The sequence below is a fragment of the Ruegeria sp. BB10 genome, from assembly GCF_056535725.1.
Genome location: NZ_JBQFIW010000001.1, coordinates 817,418 through 835,952 on the forward strand (window position 1 = coordinate 817,418; position 18,535 = coordinate 835,952).

18 protein-coding genes are annotated in these 18,535 nt (G+C 55.5%); 8 read left to right on the forward strand and 10 right to left on the reverse strand.

Features of this window, described 5'->3' with window-relative positions:
• Positions 1-5: 5 nt before the first annotated feature.
• The 6 genes from ACR3EP_RS04075 to ACR3EP_RS04100 all read left to right on the forward strand — a co-directional run bounded on the left by ACR3EP_RS04075 (position 6) and on the right by ACR3EP_RS04100 (position 6,407).
• Positions 6-1,280: an ABC transporter permease gene (locus tag ACR3EP_RS04075; RefSeq protein ID WP_170375062.1), complete on the forward strand. Its 1,275-nt coding sequence runs from the start codon at positions 6-8 to the stop codon at positions 1,278-1,280.
• 5 nt (positions 1,281-1,285) lie between these two features.
• Positions 1,286-2,497, forward strand: a complete 1,212-nt coding sequence (locus tag ACR3EP_RS04080; protein ID WP_170348513.1) for an ABC transporter permease — start codon at positions 1,286-1,288, stop codon at positions 2,495-2,497.
• Positions 2,498-2,657: 160 nt separating this feature from the next.
• A complete protein-coding gene (locus ACR3EP_RS04085) occupies positions 2,658-3,878 on the forward strand; it encodes an aminopeptidase P family protein (RefSeq protein ID WP_480636456.1) in 1,221 nt (406 codons plus the stop codon).
• A 134-nt stretch (positions 3,879-4,012) separates the two neighbouring features.
• Positions 4,013-4,855, forward strand: coding sequence for a glycosyltransferase family 25 protein (locus ACR3EP_RS04090; RefSeq protein WP_480636458.1), 843 nt, complete (start codon positions 4,013-4,015; stop codon positions 4,853-4,855).
• A 128-nt stretch (positions 4,856-4,983) separates the two neighbouring features.
• Positions 4,984-5,352 (forward strand): group I truncated hemoglobin, encoded by a 369-nt coding sequence (locus ACR3EP_RS04095; RefSeq protein ID WP_480636460.1) that lies wholly within the window; start codon positions 4,984-4,986, stop codon positions 5,350-5,352.
• A complete protein-coding gene (locus ACR3EP_RS04100) occupies positions 5,349-6,407 on the forward strand; it encodes an adenylate/guanylate cyclase domain-containing protein (RefSeq protein ID WP_170348517.1) in 1,059 nt (352 codons plus the stop codon). The genes ACR3EP_RS04095 and ACR3EP_RS04100 overlap by 4 nt, the downstream gene beginning before the upstream one ends.
• Positions 6,408-6,410: 3 nt before the next feature.
• Here ACR3EP_RS04100 and ACR3EP_RS04105 read toward each other — a convergent pair whose 3' ends face one another.
• The 9 genes from ACR3EP_RS04105 to guaA all read right to left on the reverse strand — a co-directional run bounded on the left by ACR3EP_RS04105 (position 6,411) and on the right by guaA (position 15,677).
• Positions 6,411-7,025 (reverse strand): TetR/AcrR family transcriptional regulator, encoded by a 615-nt coding sequence (locus tag ACR3EP_RS04105; RefSeq protein ID WP_170348518.1) that lies wholly within the window; start codon positions 7,023-7,025, stop codon positions 6,411-6,413.
• Positions 7,026-7,100: 75 nt separating this feature from the next.
• Positions 7,101-7,970, reverse strand: coding sequence for a polyphosphate kinase 2 (gene ppk2, locus ACR3EP_RS04110; RefSeq protein WP_170358193.1), 870 nt, complete (start codon positions 7,968-7,970; stop codon positions 7,101-7,103).
• Positions 7,971-8,019: 49 nt separating this feature from the next.
• Positions 8,020-8,967: an alpha/beta fold hydrolase gene (locus tag ACR3EP_RS04115; RefSeq protein ID WP_170358194.1), complete on the reverse strand. Its 948-nt coding sequence runs from the start codon at positions 8,965-8,967 to the stop codon at positions 8,020-8,022.
• 7 nt (positions 8,968-8,974) lie between these two features.
• Positions 8,975-9,913: a homoserine O-acetyltransferase MetA gene (gene metA / locus ACR3EP_RS04120; protein WP_480636463.1), complete on the reverse strand. Its 939-nt coding sequence runs from the start codon at positions 9,911-9,913 to the stop codon at positions 8,975-8,977.
• 39 nt (positions 9,914-9,952) lie between these two features.
• Positions 9,953-10,825, reverse strand: a complete 873-nt coding sequence (locus ACR3EP_RS04125; RefSeq protein ID WP_480636465.1) for an ATPase — start codon at positions 10,823-10,825, stop codon at positions 9,953-9,955.
• A gap of 220 nt (positions 10,826-11,045) precedes the next feature.
• Positions 11,046-11,849, reverse strand: a complete 804-nt coding sequence (locus ACR3EP_RS04130) for a hypothetical protein (RefSeq protein ID WP_480636466.1) — start codon at positions 11,847-11,849, stop codon at positions 11,046-11,048.
• An 11-nt stretch (positions 11,850-11,860) separates the two neighbouring features.
• Positions 11,861-12,994: an OmpP1/FadL family transporter gene (locus tag ACR3EP_RS04135; protein ID WP_170348524.1), complete on the reverse strand. Its 1,134-nt coding sequence runs from the start codon at positions 12,992-12,994 to the stop codon at positions 11,861-11,863.
• Positions 12,995-13,115: 121 nt separating this feature from the next.
• Positions 13,116-14,021: a DMT family transporter gene (locus ACR3EP_RS04140; protein WP_480636468.1), complete on the reverse strand. Its 906-nt coding sequence runs from the start codon at positions 14,019-14,021 to the stop codon at positions 13,116-13,118.
• A gap of 96 nt (positions 14,022-14,117) precedes the next feature.
• Complete coding sequence (guaA, locus tag ACR3EP_RS04145) at positions 14,118-15,677, reverse strand: glutamine-hydrolyzing GMP synthase (protein ID WP_480636469.1); 1,560 nt, start codon at positions 15,675-15,677, stop codon at positions 14,118-14,120.
• Between the two features lie 81 nt (positions 15,678-15,758).
• On the opposite strand from guaA, the gene ACR3EP_RS04150 reads away from it, so the two are divergent.
• Positions 15,759-16,196, forward strand: coding sequence for a GNAT family N-acetyltransferase (locus ACR3EP_RS04150; protein ID WP_480636470.1), 438 nt, complete (start codon positions 15,759-15,761; stop codon positions 16,194-16,196).
• A gap of 282 nt (positions 16,197-16,478) precedes the next feature.
• Positions 16,479-18,023 (forward strand): trimethylamine methyltransferase family protein, encoded by a 1,545-nt coding sequence (locus ACR3EP_RS04155; protein WP_170358206.1) that lies wholly within the window; start codon positions 16,479-16,481, stop codon positions 18,021-18,023.
• Here ACR3EP_RS04155 and ACR3EP_RS04160 read toward each other — a convergent pair whose 3' ends face one another.
• Positions 18,024-18,323, reverse strand: a complete 300-nt coding sequence (locus ACR3EP_RS04160; protein ID WP_480636471.1) for a DUF6477 family protein — start codon at positions 18,321-18,323, stop codon at positions 18,024-18,026.
• Positions 18,324-18,535 lie beyond the last annotated feature (212 nt).

Sequence of the window (18,535 nt, forward strand, 5' to 3'; positions counted from 1 at the left end):
CACTGATGACTGACGCAAGCCAAAACGCAGGACCGATGCTGGCCGCGGACGGAACGCCGCTCAAGCAATCTCTGGCACGTTCACTAAGACGGCAAAAGCTGCGCGCTCTGTTATTGATTGCGCCCCTTCTTCTGTTCGTTCTGTTCTCGTTCATAATTCCGATTGCGTCGATGCTATTCCGTTCGGTGGAAAACGGTATCGTGGAAAAAACGCTGCCTCTGACGGTCGTGGCGTTAGAAAATTGGGATGAAAAAAGCGGCGAACTGCCGGACGAGGCCGTCTATGACGCCTTTGTCAATGATATGATCGTTGCGGTTGCTGAAAAGAAACACACCCGGTTGGGATCACGGTTGAACTATGAAGAACCGGGCATCTCGTCCCTGTTCCGTAAATCCGGTCGAAAAATCCGGAAATGGGACCCTGAAGCGGATGCGCCGTTCAAAGAAAAGCTTATTGACGCGGACAAAGGATGGGGGGACGTCGAAAACTGGCGTGTGATCAAGACCCATTCCCGAAACGTGACCCCCGGTTATTTTCTTGCCGCCGTCGATTTAAGGCTGACGCCCGACGGCGTTGCTGCGCAGCCGGAAGACAAGCAGATACTTGTAAAGCTGTTTGGCCGTACGCTGTTCATGTCCCTGATCATTACTGGGTCCTGTATCCTGCTGGCCTATCCGGTTTCCTACCTGTTGGCGAATTTGCCGATGCGTGTTTCGAACATGCTAATGATCCTGGTGCTGTTGCCCTTCTGGACATCGCTTCTGGTGCGAACTTCGGCTTGGAAAGTGATGCTGCAACAACAAGGTGTCATTAACGAAACTCTGGTTTGGCTTGGGTTGGTCGCAGATGATGCGCGACTTGTGATCATCAATAACCAGATCGGCACGATCGTCGCGATGACGCATATCCTGCTGCCGTTCATGATTCTGCCGATGTATTCGGTGATGCAGACGATCCCGCCGTCTTATACCCGTGCGGCCAAGTCGATGGGGGCCACCAACTGGACCACCTTCTGGCGAATTTACTTCCCGCAATCCATTCCGGGAATTGGGGCCGGTTCGATCCTCGTGTTCATTCTGGCCATTGGCTACTACATCACGCCCGAGATCGTGGGTGGCACCAAGGGTGTCTTCATCTCGAACCGGATTGCGTATCACATCTCGTCCTCGCTGAACTGGGGACTGGCTGCGGCGTTGGGGACGATCCTGCTGGCGGTCGTCATGCTTCTGTACTGGTGCTACGACAAGATCGTGGGCATCGATAACGTGAAATTGGGATAAATATCATGGCAGCACTTACACCAATATCCCGCAAGCCGTTGTCGATGGTTCTGCCCACAGTCGCCGCCGCCGGAGGTTTCCTCGGCATGTTCGTCGGGGCCGGGCAGGGCAGTGCCCTGCTGGGCATCCTGATAGGTGCCGCGCTGATGGCGGCGCTGGCCTGGGTCTATATCACGGTTCTGGACAATGAACGTGTCGCACGCTGGATCACCATTCTTGGGATGGGGGTGATCGGTTTTCTGTTCGCCGGATTCACGGGGTTGATCGTCGGCTTGCTGGCCGGTTGGTTCTTTGCCTTCTTCATCTTCTGGCTGTACGAGGGGCGCTATCGGCAAAGGCTGCTGCCCTATTTGACGGGCCAGCAGGTGTTTGGACATTACCTGTTTCGGGTTATCTGCGGCGCGATCTTCGTGTTCCTGATCACGCCCATCCTTGTGGTTTTGCCGCTATCGTTCAACGCACAGGACTTCTTTACCTTCACGCCTGAGATGCTGCGTTTGGACCCCGAAGGCTACTCGCTCAAGCATTACCGTGATTTCTTCACCAACAATGAATGGCAGCGCAGTTTCAAAAACTCGCTGATTATCGCGCCAATCGCGACCGTCATATCGGTTTCACTGGGGACGCTGGCTGCCATTGGTCTCAGCCAGTCGCACGTGCCCGGTCGTCGGGCGATCATGGGTATCCTGATCTCGCCCATGATTGTGCCGCTGATCATTTCGGCCACGGGTATGTTCTTTTTCTACAGCGACATCGGTCGTTTCATGGAGGGAACATTGGGCATGGACAAGAACTTTGTCGGATACATCAAAGTTGTTCTGGCTCATGCGGTTCTGGGTATTCCGTTCGTTATCATTACGGTGACGGCGACGTTGGTCGGGTTTGACCGATCCCTGACACGGGCCGCGGCGAATATGGGGGCAGGGCCAGTACGGACCTTCTTCAAAATCCAGATGCCGCTGATCTTGCCGGGCGTAATCTCGGGTGGCTTGTTCGCCTTTATCACGTCGTTTGATGAGGTTGTTGTGGTTCTGTTCGTCGGTTCGGCCAGTCAAAAAACGTTGCCCTGGCAGATGTTCACTGGCCTGCGCGAGCAGATCAGCCCGACCATTCTGGCGGTTGCGACCATTCTTGTTGTGATCTCGATTGCGCTGCTGACCACGGTCGAGCTGCTGCGGCGTCGGTCTGAACGCTTGCGGGGTCTCAGCCCGGCTTGACGCGACTCGAAAGCTGATTTAGCGATTTCACCATGCACCTCGGTCACGATGGCGTCGTGACGCAGCGCGGGGTGCATGGCTCTCGGTTCCCGAGGCCGCTTGTCCTGAACGCCGGGACTTGTGGCCGGGCTTTGCCTGTCCGGCATTGAGGAGAGAGATGATGAAAGACCTGAACAATCGCCCCGAGTTCTTCACCAGCCACAATGGTGACAAGGCGCCGCTCCCGTTTAGCAAGGCAGAATATGACCGACGTCTGGCCAGCCTGCGTGCGACGATGGCGGCACGTGATATCCCGGCGGTGCTGCTGACGTCGATGCACAACATCGCCTATTACTCGGGCTTTTTGTATTGCGCGTTTGGGCGCCCGTATGGCTGCGTTGTCACCCAAGAAAGCTGCACCACGGTTTCGGCGAATATCGACGCTGGCCAGCCTTGGCGGCGCTCGGTCGAAGAGAATGTGATCTATACCGATTGGCAACGGAACAACTATTGGCGTGCGGTGGCCAGCCTGATTGGGCCTGCGGGACGGATCGGTATCGAGGGCGACCACATGACACTGGCGATGCGCGATACGGCGTTGGACATGTTGGGCGGGCCGGAACTGGTGGATATCGCGCCGGATACGATGGCCGCGCGCATGGTAAAATCGGCTGAAGAGATCGAACTGATCAAAGGTGGTGCGCGTACGGCTGATGTCGGTGGCGCGGCCATCCACGCCGCGATCCGCGAAGGCGCGACCGAGATTGAGATCGCCATGGCCGGTCGCGACGCGATGGAGGCTGAGATTGCGCGCGCCTATCCGGATGCAGAATATCGCGACACGTGGGTTTGGTTCCAGTCCAGTCTGAATACCGATGGGGCGCATAACCCGGTCACAAAACGGGCGCTGCAAAAGGGAGATATCCTGTCGCTGAATACGTTCCCGATGATCTCGGGCTATTACACTGCGCTGGAACGCACCTTGTTTCTGGGTGAACCCGACGCCGAAAGCCTGCGCATCTGGAAGGCGAATGTCGCTGCGCATGAGTTGGGCCTGAGCCTGATCAAACCCGGCGCGACCTGCTCTGGAATCTGTGAAGAGATCAACCGGTTCTTCGCTGACGAAGATTTGCTGCAATACCGCTCGTTCGGCTATGGTCATTCCTTCGGCATTCTCAGCCACTATTACGGTCGCGAGGCTGGGCTTGAGCTGCGCGAAGACATCGACACTGTGCTGGAGCCCGGTATGGTCGTATCCATTGAACCGATGCTGTGGATCCCCGAAGGCCAGAAAGGCGCAGGCGGGTATCGCGAGCATGACATCCTTGTGGTCGAGGATTCTGGTGCCGAAAACATCACCGGCTTCCCCTATGGCCCCGAACACAACACGATCAGCCTCTGATCGGATCAGCAGGAAGGGCGATCTGCCTTTCCTGCCTCACGTTGACGGCAAGGGTCAGCGTGGTCATGCCCTGGTGGGGTTGATTGTCCGGCTCAGCGGTGTGTATCTGACGACAGTGTTTGAAAGGATGCGCCGTGGGACATTACGAACTGCCATCGGGAGCTGCTGCCTATTTTATTAACCTGGATCGGGTGCCCGAGCGGGCCGAGTTCATGGAAGGTCAGTTCGCCGACACAGGATTGCGTGGCGCACAGCGGTTCAGCGCAGTGGACGGTCAGCAACCCGGCGCACTGGATGACAATTGCTACGTTCCCGGCGCCGGCACCCGATGGGGGCTGACACAAAGCGAAATCGCCTGTTTTGAAAGCCACCGCGCCGTTTGGCGGGTTGCTGTGGATCAGAACCTGAGCAAGGTTGCGATTTTTGAGGATGACGTTGAAATGTCGGCTCAGGCCGGGGCCGTCATCGCGGCTTTGCTGGCGGATGATGCGGGTTTTGATCTGATCAAGCTGGATTATTCGCCACGTTCCATGCGGTTTGGGCCGCTTGAGTCGATTGCAGACGTTCCAGTTCGCCCAATGTTGGAAATGGCCCCCAGTTCTGCTGCCTACATTCTGACGCAAGCGGCTTGTCGCAAACTGCTGTCTTGGTCTGAGGAGTATTCGGACCATCTGGACGACTTTATCTCGCTCCCACGTCCCGACTGGCGCATGTGTCAGTGTTTTCCGGCGGTGGGGGTACAGATGATGTGGTCCAAGCAGCAGGAGCAGACCGCCGAACCCGTCAAGGTTAGCGAGCGGTCGCAGGATCAGAAAACCAACAGCGGGTTGGACAAGGGGCCATTGGGGTTCCGTATACGCCGCGAGCTGCAAGCCGCGCGGCGCAAACTGTATTGGCGCGCTGGCGGGCAGGACAGGTTGTTGGCACAGGGTGGGTTTGCGGGCTTTATTCCCTGCGCCGAAGACCTGAACGTCTAACTTGTTACATAGGCCGCCCAAAGGGCGTTTGTGACCATTGATCTGGTAACCCTCGCATAAGCGTTAACAAAACTGTCAGTTTGATATAAGCTTTCAGTGTTTTTGTGGTTGAAGCTTGGGTGTGCGGTGTGGGTCAGACAATCTATGAAAGATACGGCGGATTCAAAACGATCAGTCGGATCGTTATGACGTTCTATGAAATGGCATTGGACTCCGATCAGATCGGTGGTCATTTCGAAGACATCGACATGCCGCGCCTGATCGATCACCAGACCAAGTTCGTGTCTTCTCTGGTTGGTGGTCCTGCTTCTTTTAGCGATGACAGGATTGAGGCGGTTCATCGACACCTGAATATCTCTCATGCGGATTTTGATGAGATGGCCGAACTATTTGCCGAGGCACTTTCTATGCACGGTATGGAAGACGGTCACATCAAGATCGCCTTGAACGCCATTGAATCCAAACGCGCAATTATTGTAACCCGTGACGCCGCATGAGTATTTCAGCGATAAACGAACAGTTACTGCGGGCGATCGGAGTTGGCGTGGCTGTTGTGCGTGCCTCAGACCTGAGTTTTGTGTTTCACAATGGGCCGTTTGCCGAATGGTTTGGGGTTCCGACCGAAGGACAGACCCTGCTGGATTTGCTCCCATCTTTGGATCAGCGTGAATTGGAGGACGTCAAGCAATCGGGGCTTCGCTATACAGTCGAATTGCAGATCAAGCCAAAACGCAGAACGCTGATTTTTGCAACGGCTGTATCGCTTGCGAATGGCTTGTCTGAACAGGTTTTGGTTGTGGAATGCCAGAACATTACTCGCATCCGCGAGCTGGAAAGCATGATCGATAGCTACTCGACAATGGTTGAACGCAACACGCGCGAATTGGAGCGTGAGAAAGAGCGTGTCGAGCGGTTGCTGCTAAACCTTATGCCGCGGGCGGTGTACGAAGAGTTCAAGACCTTCGGTGTCGTCACGCCGCAGCTATATGATCAGGTGTCGGTGGTGATGCTGGATTTTGTGGGCTTTACTGATTTTGCCGCAAAGACCGATCCAACCGTTACGTTAAGCGAGTTGAATGACATTTTCACCGCGTTCGACCGTATCGTCGAACAATTCGGATGCGAGCGGATCAAGACCATCGGTGACGCCTATCTGGCGGTGTCTGGTATGCCTGACGCGACACCGGATCATGCCACGGCCGTGGCACATTGCGCCGTTCGCTTCCTACGGTATCTGGAGCGGCGCAATGAAAGCCATCCGCATAAATGGCAGGCCCGGATTGGCCTTGGAATGGGGGCTGCGGTGGGCTCTGTCGTTGGGATACAGAAATACGTCTATGACGTGTTCGGTCCGGCTGTGAACATTGCTTCGCGCCTGCAAGTCTTTGCAAACCCAATGCATATCGTCGCCCCAGAAGAGATGAAATTTGCCTTGATTGATGAGTTCCAGGTCGCGGATATCGGGCGCGTGGATATCAAAGGCATGGGGGAAATGGAGTTGATTAACGTCACCTCTGGCCTCAGCGCACCACAGCCGCTGAGCAGGTTCTGATTGTCAGTCGTCCTGCGGCACCAACCCCAAACCCCGCAAATAGATGCCGATGCCGGATTCCAGCAAGTCTTCGGGTGAAAAGGGGGAACTGGCGCCAGTGTTGCGGGCGTAAAGTTCAACAACGCCGTGGCTCATGGCCCAGATATGGGCGCTGAACATGGATGCGGGCGGGCGCTTTTCCGGTGGAATGTGTTGCGACAGATCAGCCGCCGCTTTCTCCAGTACTGCTTTGGCACGGTTTGCGGCCAAGGATAGTTCAGGCGTTCGATTGATCGAAATCCCGCTTTCGAACATCGCGATGTAGTGGCCAGGATGTTTGCGGGCAAATGCCAGATAGGCACGGCCTGTCGCCTCGAACGCGGCGAGCGCCGAGGGCTGGCCCTTGTCATAGGCGTATTGCATCAGATCCGAGAACATCTCGAACCCTTGCCGGGCGGCTTCGGCGATCAGGTCTTCGCGCCCGTGGAAATGCCGGTAAACCGCAGCGGGGGTGACGCCGGCGGTTTTCGCAGCTTCGGACAGGGTAAAGCCGGTCGGACCTTTTTCTTCGATCAGAGACAGGGCAGCCTCGATCAAAGCCTGTTTCAGGTTCCCGTGGTGATACCCGCGTTTTGTCATTCCTGCTTCAGGTGCCCTTTTTCAAGTTATAGAATTCATGACATAATTCGCGAAAAGACATTCGTCCACCACCTGTCACGCATCCCAAATCTCTGGCCCGCCACAGATATCGGGGTCATTCGCGCCTATGGCGTCTTCGTCCTTTTCGTCATAGTCCAGCGCGTGCAGAACCGTACGAATGGCCGCCAGCCGCGCGCGTTTCTTGTCGTCGGATCGCACGATGGTCCAGGGGCAGTGTTCCGTGTGGCTGCGCGTCAGGGTTTCTTCGATCGACTGGCTGTATTCATCCCATTTGTTCAGACCCGCGATATCAATCGGGCTGAGTTTCCACTGCTTCAGTGGGTCGGTTTCACGCGCCAAAAAACGGTTGAGCTGTTCTGCTCGTCCGACATTGAGCCAGAATTTAAACAGTTTGATCCCGTCATTCACCAAACCGGTTTCCAACGGCAGGACCTGTCGGAAAAACCGTTCACGTTCTTCCGCTGTGCAAAAGCCAAAGACGTTTTCAACAACACCGCGGTTATACCAGCTGCGGTCAAAGAACACGATCTCACCAGCGGCAGGCAGATGTGCGATATAGCGTTGAAAATACCACTGACTGCGCTCAGTGTCCGAGGGTTTGCTTAGCGCAACATTGCGTGCGCCGCGTGGGTTCAGGTTTTCGCGGAACCGCTTGATCGTGCCCCCTTTGCCAGCGGCGTCCCGTCCTTCGAAAATAAGCAATATGCGATGGTCAGTTTCCTTGAGCCAGGACTGCATCTTGACCAGTTCGATCTGAAGCTCTTCCATCTGTTTTTCGTATTCCTTACGCTTCATTCGTTCGTCGTAAGGGAAGGTGGGGTTCAGGATGTCGCCTTTTTCGGACTTTTCGATGGCCGAACGCACCTCTTTCGGGGCGTCATTCTTAAAGTACTTTTCGATGGAGCCTTTTTCGGAACGGGCCATGTGTTACCTCGCCATAAAATCCATATCCTACTATGGATTAGCGGAGGGCCTAACGCAAACCCGCACGTTGCGCTGCACGGTCGATGGCAGCAGCAACTTCGGGTGCAGCAACGACCTGTGGCATGTGCCCGATTCCAGGCAGTTCAATCAGTTCCGCGCCGGGGATTTGTTTGATCAGTCGATGAGAATGCCAGCCCAGCCCAACGGTATCATCGGCTGTGCCATGGACGATCTCGGTCGGCACGTCGATCTCGCCGTATCGCGGTTGTAGGGCGCGGACTTCTTCCAGCAAATTGGCGCGCTGCTTGGCATTTGCATGCATCGAAGCCCGACGCATGGTCAGCCCGGGGCCGAAATGGTCGGCATATCCTTCGGGTGTGGTTTGCGGTTCGAACACCTTGTCCAAAGCTTTTTCAACGTACCATTCGGGCACAAAGGCAGTGATCAGGGGCAGGGCGGTGACATTGCCGGTGGGCGTTGCCGCCAGTGTGTTGAACCCGTCCAGAGGTGTCTCCCACGGGATGGCGGCAGCTGCGATCAGGACCAGCCCCGAGATATTGCCTGGCCGCGTAACAGCCCAAGCAAGTGAGACGGATCCGCCATAGCTTTGCCCTGCGACGATGGGCTTTTCCGCACCTAGTTGCGCGGCAGCCTTTTGCAGGATTTCCGCTTGCTCCTCAATGGTCTCACCGTCCGGATTGAAGCTGGCGCTATACCCCAGACCCGGTCGGTCAAACACAATCACACGGTAGTTTTCCGCCAGGATAGGAGCCAGGGCAAAGGTCATGTCGCGCGTGTTGCCGCTGGACCCATGGATCAGCACAACATCCGGGCCTTCACCCATCACCACCGCATGCACTGGGATGCCATTGACTTCGACGATTTGACCTTCGGGGGGAAAGGCGGCTTCGGCACGGGCTTCATTCCGACCAGCGCGCCAGAGTGCGAGGGCCCACAGCAAGACCAGCAAAGTCAAAGCTATGAGGCCGACGCGCATCACCGGATCAGGCCCTCAGATCGGTCTGATCGACACCGATCCGATTGATATCATAGGGCGTTGTCCCATAAATCTCGCTGATCCAGTTGCCATAGAGCAAATGCGCATGGCTGCGCCATCTGTTCTGTGGTGTCTGGCTTGGATCGTCGTCCGGATAGTAATTCATGGGCACGTTGATCGGCGTGCCGTTGGCAACATCGCGGTCGTATTCTTGTTTCAACGTATCGCTGTCATATTCGAAATGGTTGAAGATATAGACGGCACGATGGTTCCGATCTTCGACCAGACAGGGACCGACATCGTCGCTGCCCAGCAGAGTTACCAAACCGTTAGCGGCGTCAATCTCATTTTGTTTCATTTCCGTCCAGCGGCTGACCGGAATCACGCAATCATCCGAGAATCCGCGCAGGAACGGCGAGGCCGGATTAAGGTTCGCATGCCGGAAACAACCAAACGCCTTAGCGTCCAACATATGTTTCTTGACGCCATGGAAGTGATTGATCATCGCCATTCCACCCCAGCACACACCAAAGGTAGAATGCACATTGGTCTGCGTCCATTCGAACACTTCGCGCATTTCGTCCCAATAGGTGACGTTGTCGAATTCCAAATGCTCAATCGGGGCACCGGTGATGATCAGCCCGTCAAATTTCTCGTCCTTCACCTCCTGAAAAGGGCGATAGAATTCGGCCATATGCTCGGCCGCGGTGTTCTTGGTACGGTGTTCCGTCATCCGGATCAGCGACAAATCGATCTGCAACGGAGTCGCCCCGATCAGGCGGGCAAACTGATTTTCAGTCTGAATCTTCTTGGGCATCAGATTCAGTAACCCGATCCGCAGGGGGCGAATGTCTTGACGCATTGCCTGATCCTCGGCCATGACCGATACGCCCTCTTGGGTAAGAACGTCAAATGCGGGCAGGTCAGAGGGGATCTTGATCGGCATCAGGTACAAGCCTTTGGAGTTACAGTGTAGAGGCGGTAATTAAGCCCGGTTTGCGCGGGTCTCAAGGGTGCGTTCGATCAACTCATCGAAATCAGCGGCATCACGGACCTTGTGCATGTCATCAGCGGTGACTGTTACACCCCAATTGTCCGCCATCGCCTGATAGCGGGGTTGCCGATGCGCCAGCGCCTGCGCGTAAGTCCAGCGGATGAACGCGTCGGGGTCTACATCCTCGGATCGGCAGTTATGCTGGGTCAGATAGGCGTCCCAAACACGGACCAGAAATTCGGGCTGATAAGACATCGGTTTGGGCGCTTTATCAAAGCGGCTGATCAGCTCTGCCGTGTGATCTTCATCCCCTTGAATCCAAATCATCAAGGTTTGGCGAGACAGTTCGGACAACACGTGATCTGTAGAATTTTCCGGGTCTACCCATTCGCAGATCGACCCGCCGGTGTCGCAGATAAAATGCGGGTATTCGTACAGACGTTGTGCCCGGTCGATGAAATACTCGGTATCCAGAAGAGCGTGAATCTCCGCCTGCCGGAATTGTTCCTGCCTGCGTTTGTATTCGGGCAGTTCCAAACCACCTAGCGCCGGATTTCCGGGCTTACCCAAATAGGCGGCGACAGGCGTCAGGTTCTCGAACGAGATATTCGAGCCGATAAAGATCGAATCCGACAACAGCAATTCGCGCAGAAAGGGGACTTTCATCGCCTCGGCTTTGGCATTGTCAGCGATGTATTCTCCCATGTACCGGGTACCGATGCGGTAATCGATCGAATAGTGGAACCAATCGCCCGAGTCGCGCAGCACGTTCGACACATAGGTTTTGCCCAGGCCCGACATGCCAAAGAACAGCACCTTTTTTCGCGCCGCGTTGCGCCAATCTTTTGCCGAGCTGTAGATCATTGTCCGCCGTCCTTTTTTCCGACCTTGCTAAAACGGGTAGCGGGTGGCGTCAATCGCGTGTCCGAACGGTTTGGGATCAGCCGCCTGACAATGGTCGCACCCCAATAAACTAACCGGCCCCTCTGGCACGAGATCTGGCTGGTATCGATATACAACTGCTCTCAAATCATCCCGGAAAACGGAATGGCGATGATCAGCAGCCCTATGATCCCAAATGCCATCAAGACGCGCGGGCTGTGCTGTTGAACAGAGTGGAGGAGGTGGGGCCGCTAAGGGGGAATGTCAGACCAAAGCGAAGGGTGTCGATATCGCCGCTTGCACGACCGATTTCGATATCCGTTCTGGCCTGTTCCAGAGACACTTGTCCGAGAGCTTCGTTGGTCTCAAGCAGGTTATAGTCCGCCGATACCCTTCGTTGTGGAATCCAAATCGAGTAGCTAAACGACTGATGCACGAGACCTGCATAAGTCCCCCAACCGCTGTTGAACCGATAGTAACCGCCAAGGCCAACACTATATAGGTCAAGGTTTACGCCACCACCTGACACGTCGCTGCGAACATAGTGACCGCCGAATACGGCACTATCCGACACTTGATAGCGGAATCGTGCGCCGAAATCGGTCCAATCCGTGCCGTTTGGCAGGCTTGGGGAGGTTTCCGATTCGCCGATCCAGGCTTCGAACCCGGCATAGTCGAGATAGCCACCCAGAACGCCGCCGTTGTCAAATTGGTAGTTCAATGTCGTGCCCAGATCCCAAAGCGAAACATCCCCGGAAATATTGTCGGGATCGGCATTGTAATACTTGGCGTCAAAGCCCCAGTGCAGACCGTTGTCGAAGCTCAAAGTACCGGTGAAATCGCCGGTGAAGGTGCCGAAATCGCCACCGCCGTTGGAAATGGAAGATTGTCCATAGCCCAAGGTGGCAGCACCGTTAAATTCCTGTGCGCCTGCAATGGCCGAGGTAATTGAAATCTTGGTAACGCACAAGAAAACCCCGCCGGAAGGGCGGGGTTCAACGTTCATTGTTTTATGGATCAGCCCAGCGAGTAAGTGATCTGGAAGCCGACGCTCCAAGCGCTGTTGCCGCTGAATTCTCCTCCGGTGGTGGTAGTGGCGTCTCCAATGTCTGTATACCGGACACCACCGGAAATCTGAGCGCGTTCGAGAGAGTAGGTTCCACCGAGCCCAAGGCTCCAGAACCCATCTGTCGGGCCCAAATTTGTGACTTCGGAACCAGTGGATGTTTCATACCCAGCAGTTACCGCACCCGAAAATTCTTCCGAGAACTGATAGCCGAGCCCCAGCGTATACGTGAACGTATCATCTTCGTAGTCGACGAGGTTATCCCCGACAATGTTGACATAGTTGGGCGGCGCAAAAACAGTTTGCGGCCAGTCCACCCATCGAATTGAACCAAACAGCAATGTTTTGGGGGCTACACCGGTTTGGAAATCCAGATTGATGGATTGAGGTGATTCAATCTCAGACTCGGTTTCCGCTGTGACCAGCACCGCACTAGGCGGGAATACAGGCGGCACGAAGTTGAATGACTCTGTCTGGGAAAAATCGTGTGTGATTTTTGAGTTGTAAGTCAGAGCCACACGTGCGGCAATTTCTGGCTTTTCCCACGCAACGCCGACGACATACCCAAATGCGATGTCAGAATCTGTGTCGACTTCGTACCCCGCAGCGGCGGGCACTGCCACGTTGGCTTTCAAACGTTGCGCGCGGAGACCTCCGATAGCGCTGAAGCCACCGTCGAATTTATACCGAACAAGCGCAGTAATTGCGTCCACATCCGCTTTGGCGCGCAGAACATCCGTGCGCCCACCAAACGGCGTTGTCGGGTTAATCGACAACGGGTAGTTTGACGGATACTCGATATCCGCGCCGAACGGCTCATCATAGACCAGTGCGAAATCCAGCCTGTCTGTAAAAGCATGTTTATAGGCTAAATGCGGTGTGAAGAATGACTCGGCAACATTGCCGGAATCCACGCCATTTTGAGTGCCGCTTACGCTTGGATCAGTATAGCCGAGACGGAATTGTACAACTGATCCCTCTTCGAACAGGATATTGACACCCTGTCCGCTACGATCCAGACCGCCGGCGTAAGCTCCTGTTGTCCCAACGCACACCGCGCACGCCTGTAGAAGCGCTTTTTTCATTCTGTCCTCCCAAAAGGTGTCCTGTTATTCAGACCAGACTATCGAGTGGTGAAGGCCGATCTGTCTTGTGGTGCTCGATACTTTCTTGAGGGTTATATTACCGTCAACTAGTGACGGTGCGTTATTCAGGGTGAGTGTGTCGGGAAACTGTTGCCAAACTGTTACGATTTTCGGCGTGCACGTTCAAAAAGATGCCCGAAAAGATCACGACGGCTCCTAGCAGCGTCCAGTGATCCAGCGGCTCGTGGTACAGAATCATTCCGATCACGGCAATTGTGGGCAGGCGGACAAAATCGAATGGTACAACCACAGTCGCAGGCGCAATAGCCAGAGCGTTGGTGATGCAATAATGCGCCAGTAGTCCTGCCAACCCAATCAATACCAGGAAGGGGATCGTGTTCGCGGTTGGCAGAGTGATCTGCCCATCGATCCCTGCGGCCATCAATCCCAGGACAGCCTGCATGACAGTCAGCCAGAACATGATGCATCCAATGCTGGCAAAACGGGTCAGGGTTTTGGTGGAAATCGTTGTAAATGCGAAGAATACCGCAGACAAAGCAGCAGCCAAAATACCAGCGCTCAGAGGCACGGCACCGGGGCGGGTAATAAGCAGGACACCGGCAAAACCAATCAAGGCAGACAGCGCGCGTACAGGTGTTAGCCGTTCCTTCAGCAGCAGCGGAGACAGCAGGATCACCCAGATGGGTTGCGTAAACTCAAGCGCAAAAACCTGTGCTAGAGGAATGACGGTTACCGCGTAGAACCACAAATTCTGACCAATAAAATGCGTCAGGTTTCGGACACCGTGCAGCCCCAGTCTGTATGTCGAGACCTGATCCCATTTGCGCGACAGGGTCAGAATCACCGCTACAACGAAGATGCCGACGAGGCTGCGGTATAACATGATTTCGAATGTATCATGGGCCACGCTCAATTCGCGACCGGCAACCGCCATCGATGAGAAAGAAGCAATTGCCCCCGTCATCCAAAGCGCGGCTTTGCCGATCTGCGGTCTGCTGCTGTCCATTTACCTGCCTGCGGGAATCGCGGAATTCTAATTTAAAACCTATGGGTTTCTTGCAGGACTTAAACAAAAAAAGCCGGGTCAAAGCCCGGCTTATTGTCATTCCCACTCAATCGTTCCCGGAGGTTTCGAGGTGATGTCATAAGTGCATCGGTTGATGCCCTTGACCTCGTTGATGATCCGCGTGGCGGTCTCACCGAGGAATTCGTGGCTGAACGGATAGTAGTCGGCGGTCATGCCATCGACCGAAGTTACGGCACGCAGCGCACATGCATAATCATATGTGCGCCCGTCACCCATCACACCGACGGTGCGTACCGGAAGGATGGCAACAAAAGCCTGCCAGATATCATCATACAGACCATGTTTGCGAATCTGGTCGATATAGATGGCGTCGGCTTCGCGCAGGATTTCCAGTTTTTCACGGGTGATCTCGCCTGGGCAGCGAATCGCCAGACCCGGCCCGGGGAAGGGGTGGCGCCCGATGAAGCTCTGCGGCAGGCCAAGTTCGCGGCCCAGTGCGCGAACCTCGTCTTTGAACAGCTCTCGCAGGGGTTCGACCAGTTTCAGGCCCATCTTTTCAGGCAGGCCTCCGACATTGTGGTGCGACTTGATCGTGACCGAGGGGCCGCCCGAGAACGAAACCGATTCGATCACGTCGGGATAGAGCGTGCCCTGGGCCAGGAATTCGGCCCCTTCGATCGTATCAGCGTGTTTCTGGAACACGTCGATGAACAGCTTTCCGATGATCTTGCGTTTGGTTTCCGGGTCGGATTGGCCGTCCAGCTCGCCCAAAAAAAGGTCGCTTTCATCTGCGTGTATCAACTGAATGTTGTAGTTGTCGCGGAACATACCGACGACTTCTTCGGCCTCGTTCTTGCGCAACAGGCCGTGATCGACAAACACGCAAGTCAGTTGATCGCCAATTGCTTCGTGAATCAGGATCGCCGCGACCGAGCTGTCGACGCCGCCGGACAAGCCACAGATAACCTTTTTGTCGCCGACTTGTTCGCGGATCTTTTCGATCATCTGTTCGCGATAGGCACCCATTGTCCAGTCACCGCTGAACCCGGCCAGTTTCACGAAGTTTTCGTACAGTTTCGCGCCTTTGGGCGTGTGGTGCACTTCGGGGTGAAACTGAACGGCATAAAAGTGACGGTTGGTATCAGCCGTGATTGCATAAGGCGCATTGGGCGAGGTGCCGAAGACCTCGAACCCGGGTGCGATTTCGCTGACGTGATCTCCGTGGCTCATCCAGACTTGTTCGTCACCATCCGCGAACCAGCCGTTAAGAATGTCCAGTTGGTTTTTCGGAGTGACAAAAGCGCGACCGAACTCGGCAGTGCCATGGCCGCTTTCGACCTTGCCGCCAAGTTGATGCATCATCACCTGTTGACCGTAGCAGATGCCAAGTATCGGCACGCCGTAGTCAAAAATCTCTTGCGGGGCGCGGGGGGACCCCTCGCGCGTCACGCTGTCCGGCCCACCGGAAAAGATCACGGCCTTGGGCGCCATTTCGCGCACAAAGTCCATCGTGACGTTTTGATAGGGGTGGATTTCACAATAGACATTCAACTCGCGCAGGCGGCGTGCGATCAGCTGCGTCACCTGGCTGCCGAAGTCGATGATCAGAAGGCGGTCATGGGATGTCTGGCTCATGACTGGCTCTTAGGTCGCGCGGCGGTTATGTGCAAGCGTTATGAAGGCGATTTCAGCCAGATGCAGAGGGAGATGGGATCAATGGCCGTCATTCGTTTCACGGATGCAACGCAGGATGACGTCGAGGCGGTCACAGACTGCATTGCGGCGGCTTATGCCAAGGCGCTTAAAAACATCGCAGATCTGCCCGATGTAACGGGTGGTTTAGCGAAGGACATCGCGGACCATCGCGTGGTCCTGGCCCACAGTGATGATGGGTTGGCAGGGGTGATAATCTTTGCGCAACAAGGTGCTGTGATGAAGGTCGTCAACTTGGCGGTCTCACCTTCGGCGCAGGGGCAGGGAGTTGCCGGAAAGTTGTTGTCTTACGCCGAGGCCGAAGCGTGCGAGGTTGGCTGCACCCATATGGAACTGCGCACCCATCGTTTGATGCAGGATACGAGGGCGATTTACGCGCATCTCGGCTGGATCGAAGCTGAAGTGGCCGGGAATTCGGTTGCTATGCGCAAAAACCTTTGAGGTTTGTCAGCCCGTCAATTTAGATTTCTCATAACCATCTTGCGAAATGCGACGTACCCAAATTCTGTCGCGTAAAGGGGTTTTCGCTCAGCTAGCGGTTAGGCGGTTTTTGCGAATTCGGTTCCATGCTTTTATCATGAGCGTCAGGAATTAGGGGTTCAAACGACATTGAATAGGCGATCATGTCGCTTTTACCCCTATAGCGCCGTAATCCACGTCTGGTGTGATCTGCGGTTCCGGTAACACGATTTGCAACGTGAACATGACTAACGGGATTATCTCATGGCAGAGGCAAACACCCGACGCAGAGCCAGAGGCGGTGGTGGTGCCGCCCGCAGGGCCGAGCGCACCGCAGTTCGAATCGAAACTGCAAAATACATCGAACGGAATATTCCGAATTTCGAGGTCCTCAACGCAGAAGCGTTGGAGATCATTGAAACCAATGCGGAAACCATTCTGGCTGAGGTCGGCGTTAACTTCGTCGACAATCCGGGCGCGCTGCAGCGCTGGAAAGATGCCGGAGCCGATGTCGATGGTGAACGTGTTCGCATCCCGCGCGGTTTGGCGCGCGAGCTGATCAAAACTGCCCCTAGCGAGTTCACACAACACGCGCGCAACCCCGAGAAATCGGTTGTCATCGGGGGCCGCAATCTGGTGCTGGCACCGGTATACGGCCCTCCATTCGTGCGCGACGCGCAAGGTGGCCGTCGCTATGCGACCATGGACGATTTCAACAAGTTCGTGAAACTGGCCTACATGTCCAAGTGGTTGCACCACTCGGGCGGGACTGTGTGCGAACCGACCGACGTGCCGGTGAACAAGCGTCACCTGGACATGCTGATGGCGCACATGACCCTGTCGGACAAGCCATTCATGGGCTCGGTCACCGACCCCAGCCGGGCGCAGGATTCGGTAGAGATGTGCGAGATCTTGTTCGGCAAAGAGTTCGTGCAGGAAAACACAGTGATGACCTCGCTGACCAACATCAACTCGCCGATGACCTTCGACGACGTGATGATGGGTTCGCTTGAAGTTTACGCGGCTAACAATCAGGCCTGCATTATCTCTCCCTTTATCGTGGGTGGCGCGATGGCACCGGTTTCGGTGGCAGGGACGCTGACGCAGGTTCTGGCCGAAGTTCTGGCCGGTGTCGCGTATAGCCAGATCATCCGTCCGGGTGCCCCGGCGATCTTTGGGGCCTTCGTGTCATCGATTGACATGAATTCGGGCGCGCCGACCTTCGGTACGCCCGAGGCGTCGATGGTCACCTATGGTGCGGGTCAGCTGGCGCGTCGCCTGAACCTACCGTTCCGCTCGGCCGGGTCGTTCTGTGGCTCGAAACTGCCCGACGCGCAGGCTGCTTACGAAACAGCAAACTCGCTAAACATGGGCCTGATGTCAGGCGTGAACTTCATGCTGCATTCCTGCGGTTGGCTTGAAGGCGGTCTGGTTGCGGATTTCGAGAAGTTCGTCATGGATGCGGATCAACTTGGCGTGCTGCACGGCTTGGCCAAAGGCGTGGCTTACGACGAGAATGCGCAGGCGATGGATGCGATCCGCGAGGTTGGTCCGGGCGGCCACTATCTGGGTTGTGCGCATACGCAGGCGAACTTCAAGGACGCGTTCTGGAAGTCGGAATTGCTGGACTATAAACCGTTCGAAACTTGGGAAGATGAAGGCGCGCGTGACACGCGCCAACTGGCATCTGCCCGAGTCGAGCATCTGCTGGCCAACTACCAGCAACCGCAACTCGACCCGGCAATCAATGCTGCTCTGAACGAGTACATTGACAAGAAAAAAGCATCCATGCCGGATGCCTTTACCTGATCACTGATATTGCGCGGCGCGGCTGGCCTGAAACAGCTGCGCCTCGCCCAACAACGCGATCAGTAGGTCCAGATGACGGACCAGCGAATAAGCTGCGTCCTCTTCTAAACGCTGCGCGTTAACTTCCCGTTCCATTTCCATAAGCCGCACCAGTGCCGCGCCTGTACCAGGCAGCGATCCGTAGCCAAGGATGCGCTGCAGATGCCGGTCCCGGTCATAGTCCTGCACCCCGTGTCTCGCGGCCCGAGCCAACAGGCGAGGGCGGCGGAGGGTGGTAATCATGGTCATCAGGTCCTGCATTCCGGGGTCCTTTGTCTAGGTGAACGTCCCTGATTGTATCGCACAACTTTAGCGGGTGTTGCCTTGATTGGGTTCGTGCCGAACTATGACTTCATGAGTGTTTATGTTTTTGAATCAAATCTGGTTCTTGTCACCGCGGGTTAACGAACAAGTAACGAAAGCGACTCTAGTTAGAATTGGTTAACCACTTCATCGGGGGCGATTGAGAACAG

Bases quoted from the DNA above. Each gene is read 5' to 3' on its own strand.
- ACR3EP_RS04160 (WP_480636471.1), bottom strand. From the start codon at position 18,323: ATGCAGGACCTGATGACCATGATTACCACCCTCCGCCGCCCTCGCCTG.
- metA (WP_480636463.1), bottom strand. From the start codon at position 9,913: ATGCCGATCAAGATCCCCTCTGACCTGCCCGCATTTGACGTTCTTACC.
- ACR3EP_RS04130 (WP_480636466.1), bottom strand. From the start codon at position 11,849: ATGAACGTTGAACCCCGCCCTTCCGGCGGGGTTTTCTTGTGCGTTACC.
- ppk2 (WP_170358193.1), bottom strand. From the start codon at position 7,970: ATGGCCCGTTCCGAAAAAGGCTCCATCGAAAAGTACTTTAAGAATGAC.
- ACR3EP_RS04085 (WP_480636456.1), top strand. From the start codon at position 2,658: ATGAAAGACCTGAACAATCGCCCCGAGTTCTTCACCAGCCACAATGGT.
- guaA (WP_480636469.1), bottom strand. From the start codon at position 15,677: ATGAGCCAGACATCCCATGACCGCCTTCTGATCATCGACTTCGGCAGC.
- ACR3EP_RS04155 (WP_170358206.1), top strand. From the start codon at position 16,479: ATGGCAGAGGCAAACACCCGACGCAGAGCCAGAGGCGGTGGTGGTGCC.
- ACR3EP_RS04080 (WP_170348513.1), top strand. From the start codon at position 1,286: ATGGCAGCACTTACACCAATATCCCGCAAGCCGTTGTCGATGGTTCTG.
- ACR3EP_RS04125 (WP_480636465.1), bottom strand. From the start codon at position 10,825: ATGATCTACAGCTCGGCAAAAGATTGGCGCAACGCGGCGCGAAAAAAG.
- ACR3EP_RS04115 (WP_170358194.1), bottom strand. From the start codon at position 8,967: ATGCGCGTCGGCCTCATAGCTTTGACTTTGCTGGTCTTGCTGTGGGCC.
- ACR3EP_RS04075 (WP_170375062.1), top strand. From the start codon at position 6: ATGACTGACGCAAGCCAAAACGCAGGACCGATGCTGGCCGCGGACGGA.
- ACR3EP_RS04150 (WP_480636470.1), top strand. From the start codon at position 15,759: ATGGCCGTCATTCGTTTCACGGATGCAACGCAGGATGACGTCGAGGCG.
- ACR3EP_RS04100 (WP_170348517.1), top strand. From the start codon at position 5,349: ATGAGTATTTCAGCGATAAACGAACAGTTACTGCGGGCGATCGGAGTT.
- ACR3EP_RS04105 (WP_170348518.1), bottom strand. From the start codon at position 7,025: ATGACAAAACGCGGGTATCACCACGGGAACCTGAAACAGGCTTTGATC.
- ACR3EP_RS04135 (WP_170348524.1), bottom strand. From the start codon at position 12,994: ATGAAAAAAGCGCTTCTACAGGCGTGCGCGGTGTGCGTTGGGACAACA.
- ACR3EP_RS04140 (WP_480636468.1), bottom strand. From the start codon at position 14,021: ATGGACAGCAGCAGACCGCAGATCGGCAAAGCCGCGCTTTGGATGACG.